The sequence below is a fragment of the Acinetobacter sp. TGL-Y2 genome, from assembly GCF_001612555.1.
GTDB lineage: Bacteria > Pseudomonadota > Gammaproteobacteria > Pseudomonadales > Moraxellaceae > Acinetobacter.
Window position 1 is genome coordinate 2,654,240 of sequence record NZ_CP015110.1, and the last position, 17,758, is coordinate 2,671,997.

19 protein-coding genes are annotated in these 17,758 nt (G+C 40.0%); 6 read left to right on the forward strand and 13 right to left on the reverse strand.

The window, feature by feature from the left end; translation table 11 throughout:
• Positions 1 to 31: 31 nt before the first annotated feature.
• On the forward strand, positions 32 to 739 hold the full coding sequence (locus AMD27_RS12610; RefSeq protein ID WP_150115777.1) for a toxin-antitoxin system YwqK family antitoxin: 708 nt from the start codon (positions 32 to 34) through the stop codon (positions 737 to 739).
• A gap of 242 nt (positions 740 to 981) precedes the next feature.
• Here the strand turns inward: AMD27_RS12610 and AMD27_RS12615 are convergent, their stop codons facing one another.
• Both AMD27_RS12615 and ffh read right to left on the reverse strand, forming a co-directional pair.
• Positions 982 to 1,548, reverse strand: a complete 567-nt coding sequence (locus AMD27_RS12615) for an RBBP9/YdeN family alpha/beta hydrolase (RefSeq protein ID WP_067661124.1) — start codon at positions 1,546 to 1,548, stop codon at positions 982 to 984.
• A gap of 200 nt (positions 1,549 to 1,748) precedes the next feature.
• Positions 1,749 to 3,158 (reverse strand): signal recognition particle protein, encoded by a 1,410-nt coding sequence (gene ffh, locus AMD27_RS12620; protein WP_067661126.1) that lies wholly within the window; start codon positions 3,156 to 3,158, stop codon positions 1,749 to 1,751.
• Between the two features lie 143 nt (positions 3,159 to 3,301).
• Here ffh and AMD27_RS12625 point away from each other — a divergent pair, with 143 nt between their 5' ends.
• The 3 genes from AMD27_RS12625 (at position 3,302) to AMD27_RS12635 (ending at position 5,926) form a co-directional block, all read left to right on the forward strand.
• Positions 3,302 to 4,111: a cytochrome C assembly family protein gene (locus AMD27_RS12625; RefSeq protein WP_067661127.1), complete on the forward strand. Its 810-nt coding sequence runs from the start codon at positions 3,302 to 3,304 to the stop codon at positions 4,109 to 4,111.
• Between the two features lie 189 nt (positions 4,112 to 4,300).
• Entirely contained in the window at positions 4,301 to 4,759 is a 459-nt protein-coding gene (locus AMD27_RS12630) for a hypothetical protein (protein ID WP_067661129.1), read from the forward strand.
• A gap of 234 nt (positions 4,760 to 4,993) precedes the next feature.
• Positions 4,994 to 5,926, forward strand: a complete 933-nt coding sequence (locus tag AMD27_RS12635; RefSeq protein WP_212846448.1) for a tRNA dihydrouridine synthase — start codon at positions 4,994 to 4,996, stop codon at positions 5,924 to 5,926.
• Positions 5,927 to 5,990: 64 nt separating this feature from the next.
• On the opposite strand, the gene AMD27_RS12640 is transcribed toward AMD27_RS12635, so the two are convergent.
• The 6 genes from AMD27_RS12640 to AMD27_RS12665 all read right to left on the reverse strand — a co-directional run bounded on the left by AMD27_RS12640 (position 5,991) and on the right by AMD27_RS12665 (position 12,470).
• A complete protein-coding gene (locus AMD27_RS12640; protein WP_067661134.1) occupies positions 5,991 to 6,344 on the reverse strand; it encodes an SseB family protein in 354 nt (117 codons plus the stop codon).
• A 3-nt stretch (positions 6,345 to 6,347) separates the two neighbouring features.
• Complete coding sequence (locus AMD27_RS12645) at positions 6,348 to 7,616, reverse strand: type VI immunity family protein (RefSeq protein WP_067661136.1); 1,269 nt, start codon at positions 7,614 to 7,616, stop codon at positions 6,348 to 6,350.
• A 25-nt stretch (positions 7,617 to 7,641) separates the two neighbouring features.
• Complete coding sequence (locus tag AMD27_RS12650; RefSeq protein WP_067661138.1) at positions 7,642 to 8,646, reverse strand: hypothetical protein; 1,005 nt, start codon at positions 8,644 to 8,646, stop codon at positions 7,642 to 7,644.
• The gene (locus AMD27_RS12655; RefSeq protein ID WP_067661140.1) at positions 8,646 to 11,510 is read right to left on the reverse strand and encodes a type VI secretion system Vgr family protein; all 2,865 of its coding nucleotides are present in this window, start codon (positions 11,508 to 11,510) and stop codon (positions 8,646 to 8,648) included. Before AMD27_RS12655 ends, AMD27_RS12650 begins: the two co-directional genes overlap by 1 nt.
• Positions 11,511 to 11,655: 145 nt before the next feature.
• Positions 11,656 to 12,012 carry a hypothetical protein gene (locus AMD27_RS12660; RefSeq protein ID WP_067661142.1) on the reverse strand — a complete coding sequence of 119 codons (357 nt, stop codon included), beginning with the start codon at positions 12,010 to 12,012 and terminating at the stop codon, positions 11,656 to 11,658.
• Between the two features lie 53 nt (positions 12,013 to 12,065).
• Positions 12,066 to 12,470, reverse strand: a complete 405-nt coding sequence (locus AMD27_RS12665) for an NUDIX hydrolase (protein ID WP_067661145.1) — start codon at positions 12,468 to 12,470, stop codon at positions 12,066 to 12,068.
• 120 nt (positions 12,471 to 12,590) lie between these two features.
• Between AMD27_RS12665 and AMD27_RS12670 the strand changes: the two genes are divergently transcribed.
• Together AMD27_RS12670 and AMD27_RS18210 are read left to right on the forward strand one after the other, a co-directional pair.
• Positions 12,591 to 12,965, forward strand: a complete 375-nt coding sequence (locus tag AMD27_RS12670) for an IS630 transposase-related protein (RefSeq protein WP_067655598.1) — start codon at positions 12,591 to 12,593, stop codon at positions 12,963 to 12,965.
• Entirely contained in the window at positions 12,962 to 13,510 is a 549-nt protein-coding gene (locus tag AMD27_RS18210; protein WP_081405901.1) for an IS630 family transposase, read from the forward strand. The genes AMD27_RS12670 and AMD27_RS18210 overlap by 4 nt, the downstream gene beginning before the upstream one ends.
• 239 nt (positions 13,511 to 13,749) lie before the next feature.
• Here the strand turns inward: AMD27_RS18210 and AMD27_RS12680 are convergent, their stop codons facing one another.
• From AMD27_RS12680 to AMD27_RS12700, 5 genes are all read right to left on the reverse strand, one after another.
• Positions 13,750 to 14,214, reverse strand: coding sequence for a nuclear transport factor 2 family protein (locus AMD27_RS12680; protein ID WP_067661147.1), 465 nt, complete (start codon positions 14,212 to 14,214; stop codon positions 13,750 to 13,752).
• Positions 14,215 to 14,674: 460 nt separating this feature from the next.
• On the reverse strand, positions 14,675 to 15,013 hold the full coding sequence (locus AMD27_RS12685) for a zinc ribbon domain-containing protein YjdM (protein ID WP_067661149.1): 339 nt from the start codon (positions 15,011 to 15,013) through the stop codon (positions 14,675 to 14,677).
• 207 nt (positions 15,014 to 15,220) lie between these two features.
• Positions 15,221 to 15,619 carry a ribonuclease E inhibitor RraB gene (locus AMD27_RS12690; protein WP_067661151.1) on the reverse strand — a complete coding sequence of 133 codons (399 nt, stop codon included), beginning with the start codon at positions 15,617 to 15,619 and terminating at the stop codon, positions 15,221 to 15,223.
• A gap of 218 nt (positions 15,620 to 15,837) precedes the next feature.
• The gene (locus AMD27_RS12695; protein WP_067661153.1) at positions 15,838 to 16,503 is read right to left on the reverse strand and encodes a pseudouridine synthase; all 666 of its coding nucleotides are present in this window, start codon (positions 16,501 to 16,503) and stop codon (positions 15,838 to 15,840) included.
• Between the two features lie 623 nt (positions 16,504 to 17,126).
• Complete coding sequence (locus AMD27_RS12700) at positions 17,127 to 17,705, reverse strand: DUF4126 domain-containing protein (RefSeq protein WP_067661155.1); 579 nt, start codon at positions 17,703 to 17,705, stop codon at positions 17,127 to 17,129.
• Between the last annotated feature and the right edge of the window lie 53 nt (positions 17,706 to 17,758).

Below are 17,758 nucleotides of genomic sequence, written 5' to 3' on the forward strand. Positions count from 1 at the left end.
GTACTTAATCTAAGACTTACGAGTAATAATTATGAATAAAAGCACCATCTTTTCATCTGTCCTTCTAGGTATGAATGTCTTATTTACCGGCTGTACCAGTATGGCGCCGAATGCGCAAAAAATTCCGCCAGCTGTTCAACAACAGCTCAGCACGAATCAGCCCATCATTTCCTATTTTAGTAAAACCCCGAATGAGCAAGATTGTGGCTGTGCATCCACCATTGACCCAAGCTATTCACTTATTCCTATTGAAGATGGCTATTACCGTAAGCTATTGGGCCGTGATAAAGACGGACGCTTCTTGGTTCAAGACTTCTATCAAAAGACGCAAACTCAGCAGTCTTCTCCACTTTGGATTAAAGATCCGATCGGATTATTCAGCTTTGAAAACGACTATGTGAGTGGTCCTGTAACGCTATATCATCCAAATGGGAAAGTCTCTTACACAGGTACATTTGAAGACGGCAAAGAAGTTGGCCCCTCTCAATCTTTTTACAGCAATGGTAAGCTCGGACTTGAAAGTGAAACCACAGCGGAACTGATCAAACAGCGTCTTTGGTATTCATCAGGTACAAAAGCGGCTGAAATTAGCTTAAAAAATAATGAAGACTATGAGTGGGTCGAGAGCAAAATTTGGGATAAGCAAGGTCAATTGGTCGAGGATGATGAACAAAAATCTGAAATCATCAATGCGATTTATGCCGAATTAGAAGAAGAGATCAACTCATCTTCAACCTGAGCATCTCTATGTTTACATTCTTAGATTCTTAAAAAAGCAGCGTCGAATCGCTGCTTTTTTTTAATCTTTGTCATGGCTTGGCGTGTAATAAAATAGGTTGCACGTATTGCGATGACTGAGGGAACGCCTCATCACCATCACTGCTTGCAAAATATCCTGCCTGCCTCATTGCCATCATGTGCGCATTCAAGCTGTGTCCGATACAGAGACTGAGTGCTGCGCGCATAGGATCATTAAACCTATTACTCAGTAGGAATCACACCCATAATTTCCTGCCAAACTTCAGGCAATTCAGTGCAATCTTCCGAGTCAATAAAATGTCCTTGGTGCTGTGCAGCGATCACTCTGGCATTCAGACTTCGTGCCTGTTCCAGACTAAAATCTGGCAAGACTCGGTCATCCCCTTCGGAATAAATCACCACCCGCTCTGCAATCTGTTGCTTTAACAACTCAAAATCGATGACCGCTGCATCAATGAAAGCATTGACTTCATTTAGCCGCCCCAGACGACCATTAAAACCGGCCACCAAAATCAGCTTGCGGATGCGTTGCTGCTGTAATTCATGACTCAGATAATGCAATGTCGCTAGACAGCCTAAACTATGCGCGATCAGTACACTGTCTTCATTCAAAGATCCCAGCTGATCGTGAATCTGCTGATCCCAGACCTGTAATTTTGGCCGTTCTGAAGGATCAAGACGTAAAACATTCAGATCAATGCCGTGGAGATCAGCCTTCGCTTGCAACCATGGAAACCAGTTTTCTTCTGGACTTGCGGTATAACCGTGTATGACATTCACTTGCGCCATGGGTACTCCTGTTCATCATCCTGAATAGACTCTATCTTGCCTGAACCCGTCTTCGGAAAATGTGGGGACTTTGCTAAAAACTGTAAGTGACTCGCCCTTTTATATCCCTCATACAATGTGACTCATATAATAGCCATCATAGAATGCTCATCATAAAAAAAGGTGCACAAGGCACCTTTTATCATGGCTAATGTATCCGCTTATTTTTTAGGTGTGTTGTCACCAAATAACGGACCCATACCCCCACCGCCACCGAATTTCTTCTGCATGCCCGTCAATGATTTCATCATTTTCGCCATACCTGATGGATTAGAGAATTTCTTCATCATTTTTGCCATCTGAGCATGCTGTTTAATCAGTTTATTCACTTCCACCACATCCATACCGCAGCCTGAAGCAATACGCTTCTTACGGCTTGGGTTCATCAAGTCTGGATTACGGCGTTCTTTAATGGTCATCGATTGGATAATCGCTTCCATCTTTTTCACTTGCTTTTCAGGGTTGGCTTGCGCAAGCGCATCTTGAATACCTGAGTTGCTCATGCCCGGCAGCTTGTCCAAGAAGCCCATCATGCCGCCCATTTTATTCATTTGTTCAAACTGCATCAGCATATCTTCAAAGTTGAAGCTTCCGCCTTTTTGCAATTTCTGCGCCATTTTTTCGGCTTTTTCTTTATCGACTTTGCGTTCAAGCTCTTCGACCAAAGACAGGACATCACCCATGCCCAAAATACGCTGTGCGATACGTTCAGGATGAAATGGCTCTAAGGCATCGAGCTTTTCGCCCATACCCAAGAATTTGATTGGCTTACCGGTAATGGCACGCACAGAAAGTGCAGCACCACCGCGTGCATCACCATCAGTTTTGGTCAGGATCACACCGGTTAAAGGTAATGCATCATTAAAGGCTTTGGCAGTATTTGCCGCATCTTGACCCGTCATGGCATCGACCACGAACAAGGTTTCAGTCGGGTTAATTGCGGCGTGAAGTTCTTTAATTTCGTCCATCATGTCATCATCAATATGCAGACGACCTGCAGTATCGACAATGAGCACATCTGCAAATTGGATTTTTGCTTGTTCAATCGCACGATGAACAATGTCAATTGGCTTTTCATCCGCGCTGGATGCTAAGAAAATTGCACCGACTTCACCCGCAACCGTTTGTAGCTGTTTAATCGCCGCTGGACGGTATACGTCGGCAGACACCATCGCCACTTTTTTCTTTTGACGCTCACTTAAGAAGCGTGCAAGTTTGGCCGCCGTCGTGGTTTTACCCGCACCTTGTAAACCTGCAAGCAACACCACAACCGGTGGTTTCGCAGCAAGGTCTAGGCTTTCGTTCGCCGCGCCCATCATTTTGGTCAGTTCATCATGAACAATTTTGACGAAAGCTTGCCCGGGAGAAAGCTGAGTCATCACTTCTTGACCCAATGCCTCTTCCTTAACTTTCGCGATAAACTCACGAGTTACAGGTAAGGCAACGTCAGCTTCTAGCAGGGCCATACGTACTTCACGTAGCGTATCTTTAATGTTGTCTTCGGTCAGTTGCCCTGAGCCAGTAACATTTCTTAAACTCTGCGTGAGTCGTTCTGTTAAGGTATCAAACATTGCAAAATCCGCTTAAAATGGTTGTTGCAAAAAAATCTTTCTTAAAATAGAAAATTTATGCATAAGATGCTATAGGATACTGTAGTTCACATGGAATTTATATCTCATCACATGAATATTCAGCATCCAGAAAAAGGTTTGACATGATTAGCCTCCCTTTGGTTTACACAATTTTAGCATTATTTGCTTATACCACATCTTTTTGGTATTTGTTTTTACACTTAATGTCAAAACGTACACCAAACCATTGGTTTATCGGTCTTATTTCTGGTTTAGGTCTGCTGTTACATGCGGTGGTTTTATATTTTGACTTGAATACACCGCTGGGCATTAACTATAATGTCTTCAATTTGATGTCCTTTACCTCGGCATTAATGCTGTTACTGAGTTTGCTCTATAGCACCTATCGACCTGTGATTGCACTGAATCTGATTGGCATTCCTGTGGCTGCTTTGGGTCTAATCTTTGGCTTCGCGATGAGCCAACCCATCTTAGAATTAAAACAAAATTCATTCGGTTTAGATCTACATATTATTCTGTCCTTATCGGCTTATGCGGTTTTACTCATGGCCACCATCCATGCTGTGCTGTTATGGCTACAAGACCGTGAATTACGCAATAAACAAAAACATCGCGTTTGGGTCAATCTGCTTCCATCTTTTCAAGCGATGGAATCTCTACTGTTTGATATGCTCATTACCGGTTTTGCGCTGTTAACTGCTGCCTTGCTGTTTGGCTTCTTCACCATTGATAACTTCTTTGCCCAACACCTAGCGCATAAAACGGCATTTAGTATTGTGTCGTGGTTTGTGTATGGCGCTTTACTGTTTGGTCATTATCAATTTGGCTGGCGGGGGCAAAAAGCCAGACGTTTTACCATCGTTGGTTTCATTTTATTGGCTATTGGCTTTATAGGCTCTAAGTTTATTTTGGAAATGGTCATCGGCAGATGAGTTTAGATCACATCTAAATTCATCTCGTTCGATAAAAGAAATACCCAGAGCCATACACTAAAATACTATTTTCACCTATATTTCTGACTTAACTCATCATAAATAAAGTCCAATAAAACAGATTGAAACGTCTATTTATCTTTTATTCAAAAATAAAAACACTTAAAAGTACTGAATTGAGCAATCAGAATGACCTCTAATTTAAAAAAAGTAATTATAACTATGACTACCTCACTTGCGCTCATTTTGCCCGTAGTATGGGCACTCATCACTAAATTTGCGCCTCCACCCTATGCCTTTCATGAAAACACGCTACTTGTAGCTAAAATTATTACAGGTTTGTGCATACTATTAACGTTCATTATTGCAATAATGTTCAACGGTTGGCGCAGTCTTTTCAAGAATTTTTTCGCTTATTTAGGGTTAATTTTAGTGATCATGCTTTTGGTAAATATGAGCTTATATTACTTAGCCTTAGTCAGTCTGACGCTGTCGAAATCTGAAGTGGCGACTGTTGAATTAGTCGATAGAAAGTATGGGAGCCGAGGTGGATGCAGGAAGTGGATAGTCAAGTATGTAGATGGTACTCAAACCATGCCATTTTGCCAAAATCAGCAAGCTTTTGATGACGTTAATCTTAAATCGTAGATCAATGTAAAATTAACGCGATCATGGTTAGTCGATGAGATTGAATACATCTCCCTAAAAAATAAACCTTAAATATTAAGTTTTATTCTCACGTATCTATATTTTAAAATTGGCTTTATTTAGATAATTTGATGCTTCAGGGCGTCAGTTCATTTAGCTTATTTAAACGCCTTTTCTAGACTTCATCTGCAAAAAAACGTATAACCCTCTTTTTGATTTAATCAGGTAATTGCTGTGAAACTCATCCTTGCCCCCATGGAAGGTTTAACCGACCCAATTATGCGTGATGTGTTGACGCATGTGGGCAGCTTCGATTGGTGTGTAACTGAGTTTATTCGTGTGACCAATTCTGTGCTGCCTGATCATGTTTATCATAGTTATTGTCCTGAACTTTTAACTGGCGGTAAAACAGCGGCAGGCACACCTGTACACGTTCAGTTCTTAGGTAATGATCCTGAAATGCTAGCTGCCAATGCATTACGTGCTGTGGCATTGGGTGCGCCCGCAATTGATTTAAATTTTGGCTGTCCTGCCAAGACCGTAAATAAACACCGTGGGGGTTCGGTTCTACTCGATGAGCCTGAAACGGTACATCTGTTGGTCAAAGCCGTGCGTGATGCAGTTCCAAATCATATTCCAGTTTCGGCAAAAATGCGCTTGGGCTATATGGATCGAAACTATACCTTGGACAATGCCCATGCCATTGAAGATGCAGGCGCCTCATGGCTCACCGTTCATGCACGGACTAAAGCCGAGGGTTATACGCCACCGGCATTTTGGGATCAGCTCAAACCGATTAAAGACGCTTTAAAAATTAATGTAATTGCCAATGGTGAAATTTGGACCAATGCCGATGCGAAACAGTGCCAAAATGAGTCAGGCTGTGAAGATTTAATGATTGGTCGAGCAGCTGTAACCACCCCAGATATCACGCAATGTATCCGTCAAAATACCAATGAACCATTGATCACTTGGGATGAATTGGTCGCACTTCAAGTGCGCTTTTTGAGTGGCCCCTATAAAAAAGAAATCAATATGGTTGGGCGCTATAAGCAATGGATTGGGATGATGTCGAAGCATTACCCTGAAGCGAAATTGCTTTGGAATGAAGTAAAGCGAATTAAGCAGTTGACTGAAATTCTTGAAAAGCTCAAAGCAACTCAATAGTCATGGATTATCACTTTGCTATAAACAAAAGCCTTTGACGTGTTCAAAGGCTTTTCAAAATCATTTATTCAGTATCCATATTCAGGATCGATTGAACTTCTTCTGGAGAAAATTCTTTAGAGAGTTCCGATGTAGGATTTAAAACTAAAGTGGCACCTTGGGTCATTTCCAACATTTTTCGAGTATTGATAGTGAAATGTTCCACCTGTGAACCAAAGGCACTGTAAATGCTTTCAAGTCCTAGAAAAAAGGGAATGGCTTGTTCACCATCAGCAGTTTCTAAAACTTGAAATTGGATGGTATTGTCAGCGTCTTGAACCCCGAGGCAGTAAACCTCAGATTCCAAAAGTTGGTCGAGAAACTGCGGAATAAGCTCATAGTTTTCTTGAGTTTGGGTGAAGAGTTTTTGGAGGGTCATTAATTATTCTTCCGCATCAAACTGCCAATAAACATCACCCCAATCACTTTCAAAGTTAGGGAAAATATCTCCCTGTTTAAAGTATTGACGTGTGTTTTCTTTGGCAAAGGTGTGCCAATAGCCTTCGTGTGGGCATGGGCTTCCTGCTGTAACAATATCAATTCTTTCTTGTTCTTGGACTTCGATGTCCACTCGTTTTAATTCGGGCCAAGTACTGTCTTCATCAAATCGTGCAATCCACTGTTTCGCACTTACCGCATCAAAGCGTGGATTTGGGTCATCATCCCACGCGTCTAAAGTCGTGAGTTTTAAATTGTCACAACGAATAGGTTTAATGAGTTCATTCGCCATGACTAATAAATCAGGTACACCCTCTTCAACTGGATAAAGTGAGAGTTCGCCCAAATGTATCCATAAACTATATTGATTAGGATTTTCTGAATCCTCTATTTTCGTTATTTCAATACGTGGATCATTCAGCTTTTCTCGAATTTGTTCTTCACTTAAACCCAACTTTGCTAACCAATACGGTGAAAGTAAAAAGCACCAGGTAGGGGTACGAATACCACCACCTAAAGCATCGCGATCCTCTTCTACAAACATATTTTCATGAGATAAGTCCATATTTTGATGATCAATATCTAGTCCATAAAAAAATTCTGAAAAGGTTCGTTCAACCGTTTCAAATTCTGGTGAAATGAAAGAAAACTGACCAACATTACCAATCTCATATCCACTATAGGCTTGAATTGGATTAAGTTTAACTAGGCATTTTTTAATAAACGAATTCCAAATTGCCTGATTGGATTTATACCATTTATCTCCAAAATTAAATTTAACTTGTGAATACATTGTATTGATTTCTTGAAGACTTCCTTTAAAACCCCATCGTGGACTTTGAAGATTAGAATCAGCAGTAGTGGCTCCAATGAAGTAAACCATATGCTTATATAGACTAGTTTTCATAATCTCAATAAGTTGTTGTTTATTCTTTTTGGTTTTAATAGCATCCTTCCAGTCACTTGGATCACTTTGATACCTTAATTTAAATGGTTTATCTATAATTAAATTTTCAAATTCTTCATAAATTTCGATTATTTTATTGCCTATCTGATCAATACTTTCATTTTGATGATAAATATAAAATGTGATATATGGACAAACTCCAAATTCATTATTTTCCTCCCCGTAAAGTATGGATGTATCAAGAGGAATATCCCTAACTAATTCTATAATTTCTTGTTCATTTAAATATGAATTTGACGTGCTCATCTATAGATCCTTATTTTTTAACCAGCTAGTTTCTTCCACGACGATTATTAGATGAACCTGCTTGTGGTTTCTCATTATTTGATCCTTCTGGTGTCTTGTCTTCAGGATACCGAAATAACGATAGCTTAAAACCTTCGCTTGTTGTAACGCCACTCAAATATTTAGCACTTTTACATTGTACATTTAGTTGTCTATATTTATTAAATTGCTCTTCCTGAATTCTATCCCCTTGAAATTTAATTTCCACCAAAGCAAAAATATTCGTTAGTGAAAGTGCTTCAGCCCTATATTCTGGTATTGCAATATCAGCACTGATCGTGCCACGTGCGCGACTTGGCATCGGCCAAAATGGATTAATATCACTACCAGAACGTTTTAGACGTGTTGTTCCATCCATAGGTGGGTTTTGAAATTGATTCATTCTCGCATTAAAAGGAAAACAAACTTCAACTTTTAAAGGACCGCGCCATGTCAGTAGTTCATCCATACATTCAATCATGAAATTAACAGCCAGCTGCTTTAATCTAACAATGGTAAATTCTTCAATTGAAGCATCTGTGAATTCTTCGACAGTCATACTCAATAATTTAGCGACAATAGTCACTTTGCTTTTTGGAATAGCATCCTTAAATTTTTGACCTTTCTTCGCACGTAATTGAACCATAGGTAATTGATCAGCTGTTTCACATACTTTACTAATCACAGGTCTAAATGGAATTTTTTGCATAATCGCAACAGGTATACCAGCCACACTTGCACCTCGACCTGAAGGATTTTTTGTAACTGGACTTTGTTTATCTGATCCTGTTATAGCATTAAGTTGAGCTAATTCAGTTCTTTTATCAATATTATCTGAAATCTCTAAATCTAAAGATTTCATCATTTTTTTCATTTCATCTTTAGCTTTTTTAATATTATTTTTATATGCTTCAACTTCCGTATATATATTCATTCCCACATGATAAAGCTCATAGGCTGCAATCGCATAACCAGCAATTTTAATAATCCCTAATATAACAGGAACTGCCATTAATCTTCTCCTGTGCGTTTAACCATTGAATCCAATTTGCTTTCCCAATTTTCAGTAATACGCTCACTTTCTCTCATAACAGATTTATAAGTCTCTATTTTTATACTTTTCTCGGTCACGACCTGTTCTGTAAAACCTTGATTATCGGTGATACCTTCTTTTAAAACATTTCCATTCTTATCTTTAATAAAATATTTGTAACCTTCGAAATTTCGACCGTTTGTTTTAAAAAGCTGAAATCTTCCAGAGAAAGGGCCTTCAGCAAGGACTAATTGAGGTAGTTTCGGTAATCGTAATGTTTGATTAGCTCCACCCACAAACAAATGCTGCCCTGCCTTCACTTCAAACTTCCCACCAGTGGTAGGAAAAATACCAGATCCATTAATCTTTAATTGCGAGCCATCAGCCGTCAAAATAATTTCTTTAGGACTCTTAATCTCAATGGTATCTTCCGTCGATATAATCTGAATACCTTTACGTGCAATAAGATCAGCGCCATCACCTTGCGCTTGTATCTCTATTTTACCTTTAGCTGCATATAACCTTGCACCCTCTTGCGCTGCAAATAGGCTAATCTTTTGGCTTGCGTGAGCCACAAGTGACTTCTGTGTAGAAATATTAATACTATCGCCTGCACTCTGACTGATCTGACCATCTGCTGAGATATGAATATCTTCATTGGTCGCAAGCGCAATCGAATTTGGCGAAGCAAGTAACATGACAGCAGACTTAAACGCATCCGCTTTAGCTTGATCTTCTTTTGCAAGACTTTCAATAAAGCCTTGGATATTTTCCAGTACTTCAAGCGGATCCGTCTGCTGATTCTTCGCCACTTCACTTAAGGCTTTGGCATTGTTTAAGCTACTTTCGATCTGACTCTTCGCTTCGTTGGCATCCAAATGATGGCCACTGGCTTCGCCTTGACTATGAGTCGTCAGCAGTAAACCTTGCCCTGCTCTGATTCCACCCCATTGATCGGTTCTGAGTTCAAAGCCTTCACCTCGTCCTTCACTGGTCTCGGTCTCTTTAGGGTGACTGAGATTACCTAAGTTAAGCTGACTTGCGCCATGACTGCTTTGCAGTTGAGTACTGATCTGTCCTGTGCTGTCATCAAAGCGCAGTTGTCCATAACCTTCGCCTTGAACTTCTTTGGAACGGATGCCTGCCAACTTTTTGGTCTCTGGCAGTTGGCCTTTGGTGTCAAATTGGGTTGGACTGCGCTGTGCTTCATGAATACGACCCACCACAAATGGTCGGTCGATGTTGCCGTCGAAGAAGTCGATGACCACGATTTCATCAATGCGTGGCAGGAAGCGTGCCCCGTAACCTTCACCTGCCCATGGGGTCAGTACATCCACCCATGCAGAATCGGTGTCGTTGTTGTTGGAGCCTGCGCCACCATCGGCTTGGTTGTCCTCGGATCTTGAGAACAGGAAGCGGACTTTAATGCGTCCCCATTCATCTACATGAATTTCTTCGCCACTTGGACCGACGACTTTGGCGCGTTGTGGATGTGCTGCTGGGCGGTGCTCGAGTGGGTTGTATTCTGGAACAGTCGGGATATTGCGGCGTTGCAGCGTTAAGCTGTTGCCTTGGCGTTCTTGTTGATTCGGTTTTTGATTTGAGTTATGGGTGTTTGTGCTGTTGCCTACTGTCCAATTGCTCTGTTTGAGCAGTTGGTTGATCTGTTCATTCAAGTCTTTGGGCAGGTTGTTTTGGTTGTAGTAGTGCTTCGCTGTAATCAGAAACTCTTTGTCTGAACCACTATGTTGATCAATCTCTGGGTGTTCGCTCAGTTCAAACCAGTAGCCGACTTGGGTATCGCGTACCGTTGAGTGGGCAATAAATTGTTTACTTTGCGCATCGTAGTAGTTGCTGAGGTTTTGGTTCAGCTTTTCAATTTGACTGTTGTTTGAAGCTGTGGCTTGGTCTTCACCTTTCAGGTCTTGCATCCAGGCTGGACTGACGTGCCATGCTTGTTCTAAACCTAAACTTGCATTGTCTTGGTTGTTGCTATGTTTGTGTTTGCTTTGGACGGTGCCTGCGCCTTCTTCTTGTTCCAAAACATCGGCTTGCCAGCGTTGCACGTGTACAGCTGTTGGTTGTAGTGTCCGTTGTCCGATAAAGCTGGTGATGCTGTCTTGTTGTTCTGTGGCACTGCTGCGGTGGAAGCGGATGTTTCTACGTTCAAGCGCTTGGTATTGGCTGTTGTCGTCAATTAGGCGGAGTTTCTGCGCTTCAATCGGGCTTGCTGATGTGGCAACGATGGCTTGGGCTTCGTCAATAAGCCAATTGATACCCTCGCTTCGGAGCAATCGCGTAATAAAATCATAATCCGTTTCATTGCTTTGCATGATGAAGGGACGGACATCGTAGTGTTGCTGCAGACCACTGAGGTCTAGACTTAAGCTCGATGCAAACAGTGGACTTTTGTTTTGCCATTCCTGGAACAGGGTTTCGAGCACTTCAACCGCAGACTTGTTCATAAACACGCGGCTGTTACGGCGTTTATGCCACAGTGCAGTGGGATCTGACAGCGTTAGTTTGTAAAGCGTGAGAGATCCATCACTTTGCCCTTGAGCGGCTTCAGTGATGATGCCGGTGCTACGAAACAGTGTGCCTTTGTCCGTCACTTGGTCGACTGCGACTTGACAGCCAATAAATTGCTTCAGAGAAATCGTGGCATTGGTGGATAGACAGATCAGTTCGGCAGTTGAACCTTGGTTCAATGCATGCTGTCCATCGATGCGTTGTAAAAACACCTCAGTGTTTAATGCAGGATTAGAAAATTGTACGTGAATGGCACGTTTTTGAGCGCTTAACCCCAATTGCTCTAATGCTGAAAATATATTAGCAATCATCATTGTTATCTTTATGAATAAATTCTTTAATTTAACTTCACATTTAATCAGAATTAAGCTTGCTTTGAATAGTGATAATGGTCACTAAGTTGTATTAAAGTGTAAAAGCTCAGCACTGTAGATTAATCATGTCAATCATGAAATCAGCTTAAAATACATAGGCATGATCCACCTTATATTCACCCTCTTCAAGAATCATCACCATCTCTGCGACAAAATCTCCTTGTGCTTTGCTATAGCGCTGCCGCCAAATAAAAGCAATCGAATCAGCTCGACGAAATAAGGCGACAAACTCTCGATCTTGAAAGAAGCCGTATTTTTTTTGGTAGACCTCGCAGACAATTTCAAACTGCTTTTCATCCAACATACTTTGCGCACGTTTAGAGAAATGCCGAATATGTCGTGCATAGTCCTTTTGGGTCGATGCATCCATTACCTCATTCATCATTTGAGTGGCAATCTCTAATGCCTCTTGATCATTTAAATCGTTTATTGTTGAAATCATAAGATGAGCCTCTCTCAAAAGCTAAAAACTTAAAAATCTAGAAATTTAAAAACCTAAAAACTTCGGCTGATCACAGTGCCCTCATGCTTTAAACAATCCAGCACGCGTATTTTTTGTATTTCAGAAAGCAGATCAAGTTCAAACCATGCATAGGCTGAATGCTCAAGACTCAGCTGAATCTGATACGGCGGTTTTAATTGACATTTGAAGATAAAAGCATGCGCATTCACATTTGCATGAAAATAAGCCCCAGACAAATATTTAATGTCTACGTGACAACCCAGTTCCTCAAAGCATTCACGGTATAGGGCTTGATGAATGGTTTCTCCATGATCCAAACCACCACCCGGTAAACCCCAAGAGGCATCAGCATAATTGGCTTTAAGCAATAGAATCTGACCAAATTCATTTTGGATGACTGCATGTGAACTCATGCGATAAAAATCATCAAATGCCATAAGCTATTTACGCTCAGTAAAAGATCAACTCAAAGTGTGCCGATCATTGCTCACTTAAACAAGATATAGCTGCAATCTTATTTTAGGATACAATGATAAAAAATTAATTTGTTCAAGATCATGCCTAAAGTATATTCAGTGGATTTACGTGAAAAAGTCATGCAGTTTTATGAAGAAAATAATCACAAATCATATACATGTAAAACCTTTAAAATATCTAGAACCACTTTGGATGATTGGATTCTTCTTCAAAACACCACTGGAGAATTGAAACAGCCTAAAATCAATGCAGGTCGACCCACTAAAATCAAGGATATGGATGCTTTCAAACACTTTATTGAAACTACTGAATTTTCTCAAGTGAAAGATCTCATCCCTTTATTTGAACAAAAGTTTGGGTATCCAATCCTTTACTCAACCCTGTTAAAAGCCATTCATAGACTTGGTTGGACACGTAAAAAAAGAGTTTTCTCTATAAGCAAGCCGACAAAATAACAAGGGCTGTATTCAACTGGTTTCTTCCGCAATGGAAAGAGGAGTTTGGGGAAGATCAGATTCTTTATATTGATGAGTCTGGGATAAACACCACAGATACAGCGCAATATGGTTGGTCTAAACTAGGCAGTCGTTGCGCTGCTTTAAAATTGGGTGGTCATGGTAAAAGATTAAGTATCATCAGTGCTGTGAGGTCTAATTCAGCGTATCAGTTCCTTTACCCTTTGATTTTTCAAGGTTCATGCGATCGAGCAATGTTCACGGGATGGTTGAGATATCTACTTGAAAATTTAACCAAAGATAATCAAGATAAGACCAAAAGACATCTGCTGATTCTAGATAACGCTTCGATTCATAAGAACGGAGATATCAAAAAACTAGCCAAAGACTTTAACTGTAGAATCATGTACTTGCCTGCTTACAGTCCAGATTTAAATCCAATTGAAAAAGCATGGTCAGTGCTAAAATCCAAAGTTAAAAGTATCGCTGTCCGTTTTGACAAAAACATAGAAGAAGCGCTCGATTTAGGCTTGAAGGCAATGTAGCTTAAAATTTAAATCCAGCTATAAAATGGTGTCTAAAACCGAAGTATCTGCAGCACACTCAAACCAAGCCTATCGCTATTAAAATACTATAGGTATAAAAAAAGCTTTGTTTGAAGAACAAAGCTTAAAAGCTCACAACTTTCAAATGATCATTTTCTAAAAGCATTACTTTTAAAAGCATCACTTTTAAAGGTGTCGATTTATAAAACCATCAGTTTTCTCATCAAGGCAAACAGACCTTAGGTTAATAATCTTAATTTCGGTTTATCTTTAAGCACAATGGCTTTTCCTGTAGTCAGATCGACTGGTATTGAAATATGTTGATGGACAACACACCACTGATTGTCTCGTTTTTGCATACACAATGTGGTGCGACACCAAGGCATTTGAAGTTTGCCTTTGAGTGCTTCATGTTCGACTTTTGAATGACAATGCATGACAGCAAGTTCTTCACTGGCATAAATTTTTACATCACGTCGAGTGATTTGTGTGCCTTCTATAAAATAAGGACTAAATTTTTCCCATGCACTTTTATATTCCTCCACACCATTTTGCTGAGTACTGATGTCAAACATGCTCACATCATTGGCGCACTGTTGGACAAGGTCTGAAACCTTATGACCAATAATAACTTTGTCCCAAATTTTGACTTGCGCTAAAACCTCTTTTGCCGCAATTGGATCGCCATCAATTTGAATAGACATTAAACACTGCCTCTCGCTCTTATACTGTGACGAAGTTAGCATTTTTTAATATTTTTGATAAGAGAATTTTACTTATATTTTAATTTAATTTGTTTTTATGGGCTTTTATGCCGTTTAAATTAATAAAAATTAAAACTAATACATTTAGACTCAATCAATAGAAGTTTTATTTCATGTTCTTCTTGGAATCTTAACCATAGTGAATTATTTTAAAATTGAGTGATTGAAGCAGTGGATTTATGGTTTTCAGATGCAAATTTTAAAGTTAAGCAAAATATTGTTGTCTTTTGCTCTATGCTTCAATATCCATGTATATTTAAATTCTAAAATCTATCTAAAGATTTATTTATTCTCACTTTTCATCCTATTTGCACTGATCAAAGATACCTTTTCAAAACTATAACTTACATAAAAAAGCGCTAAATTTTTAGAAAATTTAGCGCTTAAATCATCCTGAAAATTATGCTTTTTTGACGTATTCAGATTTAAGCTTCATCGCGCCAAAGCCATCGACTTTACAGTCAATGTCATGACCATCTGAAGCATCGGGCAGCAAACGAATATTTTTGGCTTTCGTACCTACTTTCACCACTGAAGATGAGCCTTTAATTTTCAAATCTTTGATCACAGTGACCGTATCACCATCTGCGAGGACGTTGCCGTTAGCATCTTTAATGATCACGGTATCTTCAGAGATTTCATCCTCTTTCCATTCATGTGAACATTCTGGGCAAATCAGCAGCTCACCATCTTGGTAGGTATATTCTGAATTACATTTTGGGCAACCAGGCAAAGACATAAAAAATCCACATTAAATTTACACTTGCGTGCAATATAGCATTTTTCCGTATAAAAGCAGCCCATACCCTTATTAAATTTAAGGATTAATTGAGACACATCAATATTGGCTAGACTTCAAAAAAAACCTAAGTCGAATATTGGCTTAGGTTTTTTCACAATATCAGGTTTAATCATGCATAAAGCATTGAATCAGGGTCTAGCTCAATTAACTTTGAAACTCTGCATTTGTAGCGGTCGAATCATCTTCGTCTTCATCATCATAGACATAGGCCATACATCCCCAACCATCATACTCACCGCCATGATCATTGGCGATTTTGGTGAACCATTCTTCTAGATCTACAATGTCTGAATACTCAGGTTCCATATACACGTAAATGGTCACAATCCATTCTGCAACATCCGTTTCTTCATCGATAAACAAACTGATTTTTTGTTCTTCTTGGAGTAAAAACAGTGCACATTTTTCAGCTTGCTCTTTGCTGGTAAAGGCAATGGAGTATTCGATCTCATGCGCTTCGGTCAGGTCGTCACCATCTTGCGCCATTTGCCAAAGTACATTGCCATTGTCATCATCTGGATACAGTTTAAAGTCACGATTCATGTGGGATTCCTTATCTTCATCATTATGCGGCACGAGCATTCTACTTAGATTAAATCACAATTGTTTCAATTTTACGATTTGGGTTTTTTAATCCGCGTCATTTAGGTTCATTCTTAAACCTTGTAATCATCATTTAGAATCAGTTTGCAGATGCAATCTAGAAAAATAAAGGATAGCCAAAATCGGCGTAGTGCTGCATAGAATAGTGTGAGATGTGATTAAAAAGGCACAGGCGCTTTTATTGCAACATCAATTCCGCTGAGTGGCTGCTTAAATGCCAAATCACTGGCATGCAATGCCATCCGTTTTAATGCTGACTGGCGATAATCAGGATGATAAAACTGATCTCCTATGATCGGATGCCGAATATATTGCATATGTACACGCAGCTGATGTGAACGTCCGGTGATAGGTGTCAATAATACCCGCGTAATATCCTGATCTTCATCATAAGACTGCCCTTGATAAAGCGTCTGCGCGGGTTTACCCAGTTCAAAATGTACCATTTGACGCGGGCGATTTTCCCAATCGGTAATTAAGGGTACTTCTACACGTCCTTCGCCTTTTAAATGACCTTGTACCAACGCAATATAGTTTTTATGGACGCTGCGCGCTTGGAACATTTTACTCACCGCAACTTCTGCATCGCGGTGCTTGGCAAACATCAAAATGCCGGACGTCGCCATATCTAAACGATGCGTGATTTTTGCCTCAGGAAATTCTGCCAACACTCTTAAATAGGCACTGTCTTGATGTTCAGGTAAACGTCCAGGTACAGACAATAATCCTGCAGGTTTATCAATCACCACCAAATCCTCATCTTCATAGATTATTTTGAGTGGTTCTTGCTGAGGCATATAGACAAAATTACCGTTTCGAGCCATTAGATCCAGCACATTAAAAAAGATGCGGAAAAATAGCAATTGAGTCTGTGCATGTCAATTTACATCGCTTATTTGATTTGAGATTTGAGATTTGAGATTTGAGATTTGAGATTTGAGATTTGAGATTTGAGATTTGAGAAATTATTATTTTTCTATGAGAATTTTAAGGGTGTTGGGAAAAACATATCATGTTTTACTTCAACGAGTCTAACTTTGTAAGTTATAACCATGTGCCTATAAATGGATAATCTATAGCGTCCTAAGCCGAATCGAGACCTTTTGGGTAAGTACTGCACTCGCGTTTTGCGCCGCTCACAGCATGCTACTCTTTTCGATTCCCGTCACACCCTTGAGATATATAGTAGCCAATCGTGATCGGGATTAATTTCCTAAGATCGATTGATTCTATTTATTTTTAAAAAATATTTTCCAAATATAACCATATTTCAATAAAAATTACCAAATCTTGTCTTTTATGAAAAAATTAAAGAGTAAATATGGAAAATAATGGAATTTAAAACCATCTCAACATGATCTTAATTACTCCCCTACACCCAAATACCCTTGCACCCATGAAACAATCGACTATCACAGCATGATTTCACAAAATTGAATAGTAAAAGCTAAATAGGATCCGTCTGAGTATTTTCACGTTTTCTTCGGCTAATCCAGCGTACCACCCAAATTAAAGCAATCACAAAGACGATGACCACCAACACGGGTACGATGAACGATAAAATCGAGATGACCAATGCACTGACCCATTCCCCTGTAGACACCACAGGGTTTGCAAGTCCGCCTGTGGTTGCGGTAGACAGTCCACGCACTGCCACCGTACTCATTTGCACCGCTGTTGCTGTTCCACCACCGACAATCAGTGCAGATGCCCAACCAGCAAACTGTGACATTTCCCCTGTGCTGACCGCCATGGTAGTAAGTGTCCCTGCCACCAATGCCGCAGGTGTGGCAATGGTGTCGAGCAAGTTATCCACCCAAGGGACATAGTAAGCACCTATTTCAAAGAATGTGGCAATACCCAGTGCAATACATACCGATGGCATCGCGAGCCATTCAAAACCTGTCATCGGTTCGAACCACCCCATGAGAGATGCCACACTCATGACCAGTAAGGGTACAAATACGCGAAATCCACATGCTGCGCTAAGTCCAATGCCAATACATAAACCTAAGATTGTTTCCATGTGCTGACCTTTCTTTATTGTTGATTATTGGGTGTTAATATAAACTGAGGGTA